We start from the raw sequence: 6,349 nt of genomic DNA, 5'->3' as shown, positions 1-6,349 counted from the left end.
AATCGGCTCAAACATGAAGAAATGAAATGACTGAGTCAGCCGAGAAGAATTTCCCCGCTTATTCGCACCTTCCTTAGAACGACACTCCTTGACCCCTTGGGTGTTCCTCGTGAAGCACTGAGTGCTCACCTGTGGATTGTGGCAGGGGTTCCGGCGGACATCATCCATAAGCTAGCTGCGCTGGTTGAAACTGATGTTGGTGTGATATGTAAGCTTGCTGGTATTAGCCATAGCACGGTGACTCGCAGGCTCAAAGCAGATACCGCGCTATCAATATCACAAGGAGCCAGGGTGTATGGAGTAGTGCTCGCCCTCGATGCCGCTCTGTCCCTTCAAGAAAACGATGCCCTCAGGGCATTGTCATGGTTACACCGTCCAGCCAGGGGCCTTGGTGGCGTGGCTCCAGCCACGTTGTTGACTACACAGATGGGAGTTCAGGCAGTTATCGATCTTGTGGGACGAATTCAGCATGGGGTTTGCATATAAGCAATAAGTCAGGGGGCTGTGAGGATAAAACCAGCTCAGTTGGTCAAACTTAAACCTAACAGAATGATTTTCAAAATTTTTCACATCCCCCCCACTTGAAAAATTCGGTAAACTGTCCATTTACTAATTATGAGAGCTATAAATAAATTTTTCCGTTTCAACATTCCGCTGCTGCGCAGCGAAGAGAAACCAGTTTTTACTACCCCTACAAATTGTTTTTATTAAATCAATGGAATTTAAAGAGCTCTGATAAATGAAAATTCATTAACTTGGCTTAAGACATCAATGCTTCATCACTTAGTAGTAAGTTATATGTCTATAAACAGAAAACAGCAACATAACCTCAGTTAAGGTGTGGTTATATTCGCCCTGTAGGGTGGAAATAAAAAACGTGCTTTGAGAAAATGATAGTTTTACCTATGCAAGTACTTCTCTGCTAGCATTCGCAGTACATGAACAGATCGCATACGGGCGTGACTGTAACGCCATCCTAACCCTCCCCCCTGCGACCCGACCCTGGTTGTCACAACCGGAACGATTTTCCAAACCCATGAGATCCCAATACACACAGATACGGTCACATTACGTGATGACGGTTGCTCTGGCGCTTCACTCCTGACCTACTACTCTCAACATAACATGTCTTTGAGCGTCCTTGACTCTATTCATGTCTGAGTTGAAGTCGGTCTCATAAACTACAGATTTCACCACGCTCATCATAGGCTACGAGGTACAGCTTTCTGTACCTTGGCTTACCAATGCAGAGGTTACATGTAGAGCAGGAGACTGAGTATAACATCGCTTGTCGTTTTATTTTTTAAATAACTACAGCTAGGCTCATTTACCATATTAAAAACCACTGAGTCATCACAAGACGTGTAAAAGAAGACTATTAATCTTATTTATAGCTAGAGCCATAAATCATACATGGATGTCAATTTATTTTGTTACCCACATAAAATAATCACTCAGGGTCGAAAAAATATTTTCGCCTGTTTTTTGGTAAAGAATGTGAATTCTCCATATCAAATATGCATTCTTTTCAGTCAATAGCACTACTCAACTCAACATCCTATGGATTATTATAAGTTACAAATATTCAACATTCGCGCATCCCATTGCTAACAGGTGTTTACATCTAACTTCTCGGCCATTAAATTGAAGTCGCCGTTTGGAGCTCACGCTCCTGGTATTCATCAACCTTCATAAGGAAATAAAAAATGACTCTGAATAAAAAGGATATTAAATTCGTTTCTGCGGCTGCACTGAAAAATGCTCAGCACGTACTGTTCTGAATATGAACGTATGAAAAAGGATGGTGTATATACACCATCCTTTTTTAATAGGGGATTATAGAATGCTGCATAATATTATAGGGTCTATTGACCAAGAAAGTTTTTTTAATACTTACTTCGAAAAAAAACCGCTCTTCCAAAGAGCAGAGAGCAGTCTGATCAATATGTTCACCTTGTCTGACTTTGATCGCTATTTGATTGCTGGAGAGGGCATGCTTCATAACTTAGTTAGAATAACTAAGGATGGGGGGGCTATCACGATACCGACCTATCATGGTCAAGCAACAACACAACGAGAGTTCGTACTTGAAGCGTTCAAATCTGGTGCAACACTTAAGCTAGAAGATCTTGATAATCGTCACAGTGAAATCGCTAAGATCTGCAAAAGCCTTGAGGACATTTTTGGTGGATATGTTTTCGCAAAGCCATTCCTTACTGGCGCAAACTTCCCAGGCCTTGATACGCATTTTGATACCACAGAGGTTTTTGTTGTCCAACTAGAAGGACGTAAAGTTTGGCATGTTTGGGACAAGGTGATCGATAATCCAACCCTTCCACTCCAACAGAACTTTAAAGATGTCGATCTTGGGGCTCCGTCCATTGAGGTCATTCTCGAACCTGGAGATATATTATATATTCCAGCAGGAGCGCCACATTCTGCACGATGCTTAGATAGCCACTCATTACATATGGCTATAGGTTTGCAACCAATAAAAATTTTTGAAGTACTGGAAGGATACCTACGGCTAATGTCTGAGCACATAGTTGAACTCAGACAGAATATATATCCATTCACTGAACGAGATCTTCTTGATAAAAATGCAAAGCTACTTTTAGATCGATTAAAGAAAGTACCTTTTGATGTAATTAAAGCTGACTTTGATATCGCATATAGCGCAACCAAACATGAGACCTGCGATAGACGCTTGGAAACTCTTGCTGCATCACATGCGATTACTGAGTCAACAAAGCTACGGCTAAGGCAAGGTGTTGATATACAAGCTAGAACTGGTGATGGTTCTATATCAATTTATTTTAGTTCGACAATCAGCCCAGGAAAACCGCTTGTTTCAAGGCCTTCGAATGTCACTCTTCCTGATTATTGCCAGGGTGAAATAGATTATATTTGCTCAAGGGGTTTAGTTTGCTTTACTCCAAGCCAGCTCTCTGGCGACCTAAACCTAGAGTCGAAAGTTCTGCTCTGTCAAGAGTTGGCTAATGTTGGCATTCTTATTTTAGAGTAACATTAAAGGGGCGTTCTCGTGTATCTTGATTTATTAAGTAAAGTGCTAACAAACAAAATCTATGAGCCTGATAGTCCAAAAGCAACACCTGATGAAGTGGACGAGATAAAGAAGACTCTAGACTTATTAATGAACGATGGTATCAATCTTAATATCAGCGCAGAAGACTTGACTCAAATCCTTCAGTACACCAAGAGATCTAGAAATATTCATACATACGTTAGCATCGACGCATTAAATAATATACGAGATGCCATAACAATCATAAATGAAAAAAAGATTGTTGGCGATGTATTAGATTGTGGGGTTTTGAGAAGGGGGACTTCAATCTACATGGCTGGAGTTCTGAAAAGCCTGAACTCATCTCGTAAGGTTTATGTAGCAGATTCCTTTTCAGGTCTACCAGTTCCCAGCACCCAGGATGGGATTTTTGCGAATCATTTCTGGCATCGTTTTTCAAAGGCGCTCCCGATATATAACCTGGACTGCTTAGCAAGCATTGATGATGTAAAGGAAAATTTTAATCGTTATGGATTACTCGACGATAACATAGTTTTCATGCCCGGCTGGTTTGAAGATACACTACCATCATTATCAGCTGCTAATGTTAAGTTTAGTGTTGTAAGAATTGACGCGGATTGGTATAGCTCAACAAAAGACGTTCTAGATAACGTATATCACCTAATATCCGATGGCGGATTCATCATCATTGATGATTATAATCTACCAGGATGTAAGCTAGCGGTTGATGAATTTAGAGAAAAAAATGGAATTTCAAAACCACTTCAAATTGCAGATGAAGTTGCAGGAGTATTCTTTTGGATAAAATAACTCATTCATTTTCAAACCGTCTCAAGCTACTTTTACTGGGTGATGGGTTGGTCGTGTTCGGAGGATGGATTGACTATATAGCCATACTGACAATATGTGTGTATCGATTTCAAGTTGATAGCATGGAGATAGCAATTATCGGCGCAAGTATGCTATTACCAGGTATAATATTTACCGGATTTATTAGTAATTTGGTTAATAGCTGTAAAGTTCTTCATTGGCTACGTACAAGTCTTATACTAAGAGCGTTGCTGACTGTTGCACTATTAACTGCAAGCAACATATATATCTTTGTGGCAATAGCTGTAATTAGATCTCTATTTAATAGCATAGCCACACCAGCTATATCAGTTATCAGTGCTCGTTGCGTACCAGCGGAAAACAGAACTCGTTACTACTCCTTGCTAAATATGATGAATAGTGCAGCAAAGATAACTGGCCCTGCACTTGGTGGAGCAATCGCGTCATTCGGGAGGGATGAATATGCATTAGTGATTTCAGGTGGATTAACGCTGGCTGGCTGCCTTGTGTTCTGGACAATAAAGACTACAACAGTTAAAGATGGACTGGACAATTCGCCAAGCTCAAAGCCATCAACATTGAGTAATGAAAATTGGAATTCATACGCCATAGTAATGGCAATATTTTTTATCGCCGTTTTCATGGTCAACAATCAACTCCCAATTTTACTTAGAGATAACGGGTTAGATAAAAGTGCCCTTGGTGTATTAGTATCTTCATCTGCTATAGGAAACTTTCTGTATGGGTTGTGGAGTGCTCGTAATGCTACGTCTTCTTCTCTTAAAGGACTAATTGAGGAGATCTTGTTTCCTGCCTTTATAACTATGTGTATGTTTATTTTGATCGCTCCCATATTATATGAGCCCTTTACATTGCAATTGGCATTATTGGCTATAGTATTTTTTATTGTAGGGCTTTTCAGTTCTAGATTTGCGATATCATCAAATGTATACCTGGCTGAAAACTTTCAAGCTAGCCTTGGGATTGCAGCTGGACGACTGCAAGCAATCCAAAACAGCGCTATGCTTCTAGCGCCATTCATGGGAGCATTTGTTCTTAGCCATTCATCTGGAGCTTTTTTATTTGTACTGGCAGGTATTACTGGTATCACAGGGTTATTTGCTGTGTATATGATGACTGCAAGAAAAGGCGTTAAACAGACGTTGGATGCAAAGAGCCCAGAGTAGGCGCTAAGAGGTGAGATGCGTTGTTAGGAAACATGCATGGAGATGGTATCCACCTGACAGTTGCCAACAAAAGGGAGTGGTCATACGGCTTCACACCAGATAACAAAACGGTACCCCTACCGTGTTATCTGGAGTCACCGTATGACCACCAACGAGAAAGTAGTACATCGCAAGCTCAGCCTGCTAGAACTCGCCAAAGAGCTCAATAACGTCAGCAAAGCCTACAAGCTCATCAGCTACAGCCGTCAGCAGTTCTACGAAAATCGCCGTAATTACCAGACCTATGGCGCCGAGGGATTGCTCGACAAATTGCCCGGCTGTAAAGGGGCTCATCCCAATCGGGTCGCTCCCGAGATTGAACAGGCCATCCTCGATTATTCCCTCTCCAGACCAACTCATGGCCCGCTGCGGGTCGCTCAAGAACTGGCTCTGCAAGGGATCAATGTCAGTGCGGGCGGTGTGCGTGGCGTGTGGCAACGGCACGACTTGCTCTCCAAACACGACCGCTTGCTGCGCCTTGAGAAAACTCACCGTGAGCAGACCATTGAGCTCAATGACGAGTAGATTCGCCTGCTCGAACGCTTCAGCCCCGAGTTTCGCGAACGTCAGATTGAGGTCCACTACACCGGAGAACTGGTGGCGGTCGACACCTTCTTCGTCGGCGCGCTCAAGGGAGTTGGTAAGGTGTATCTGCAAACAGTGCTGGACTGCTACAGTCGCCACGCCTGGGGACGGCTCTACACCAGCAAGCTGCCGGTGACCTCGGTTCATGTGCTCAATGAAACGGTGCTGCCGTTTTTCGAGGCCCACGAGGCACGGGTCTATACCATCCTGTCGGATAACGGGCGCGAGTTCGCCCAGACCATCATCCCTACGAGCTGTTCCTGCAACTGGAGGGAATTGAGCACCGGACAACCAAGGCACGCAGGCCGCAGAGCAACGGCTTTATCGAGCGACTGCATCGCACACTACTGGATGAACACTTCCGCATCAAAGGGAGGACGACCTGGTATGAGTCGGTGGAGCAGATGCAGACAGACCTAGATAGCTACCTGGAACACTACAACACCCAGCGGCCACATCAGGGCAGGATGATGGAGGGACAAATCCCCTACAGCATGTTCAAGAAGGGTCTGAAATTGATACCGAAGGAAGTGCGATCTAAAGTAGCGTAAACAAGACACCGGTTTGAGGCCGGTGTCAGGTGATAGATTGGCCCCTTGAAGATCCAGACACTTCGCCCCTCTTAACTTAAGAGGTAGTCTTGGAGCTATGTTCAGTACTA

At 43.3% G+C, this 6,349-nt stretch carries 4 protein-coding genes and 1 pseudogene; all 5 read left to right on the top strand.

The genetic code is table 11. The features are described from left to right. Positions 1-96 precede the first annotated feature (96 nt). The 5 genes and pseudogenes from PG879_RS20240 to PG879_RS20220 all read left to right on the top strand — a co-directional run bounded on the left by PG879_RS20240 (position 97) and on the right by PG879_RS20220 (position 6,239). A complete protein-coding gene (locus PG879_RS20240; protein WP_270830610.1) occupies positions 97-486 on the top strand; it encodes an antitoxin Xre/MbcA/ParS toxin-binding domain-containing protein in 390 nt (129 codons plus the stop codon). 1,357 nt (positions 487-1,843) lie between these two features. Further along, positions 1,844-3,025: a cupin domain-containing protein gene (locus tag PG879_RS20235; protein ID WP_162726519.1), complete on the top strand. Its 1,182-nt coding sequence runs from the start codon at positions 1,844-1,846 to the stop codon at positions 3,023-3,025. 18 nt (positions 3,026-3,043) lie between these two features. Further along, complete coding sequence (locus PG879_RS20230) at positions 3,044-3,856, top strand: TylF/MycF/NovP-related O-methyltransferase (protein ID WP_119196784.1); 813 nt, start codon at positions 3,044-3,046, stop codon at positions 3,854-3,856. Next, complete coding sequence (locus tag PG879_RS20225) at positions 3,844-5,064, top strand: MFS transporter (RefSeq protein WP_162726518.1); 1,221 nt, start codon at positions 3,844-3,846, stop codon at positions 5,062-5,064. Before PG879_RS20230 ends, PG879_RS20225 begins: the two co-directional genes overlap by 13 nt. Positions 5,065-5,205: 141 nt before the next feature. Then, positions 5,206-6,239, top strand: a pseudogene (locus PG879_RS20220) (IS481 family transposase). Positions 6,240-6,349: the final 110 nt, after the last annotated feature.

It is taken from the genome of Aeromonas sp. QDB63, from assembly GCF_027707425.1.
Classification (GTDB): domain Bacteria; phylum Pseudomonadota; class Gammaproteobacteria; order Enterobacterales; family Aeromonadaceae; genus Aeromonas; species Aeromonas caviae.
Note: the sequence above shows the minus strand (reverse complement) of the source record. Positions and strands in the feature narration are given on the sequence as shown.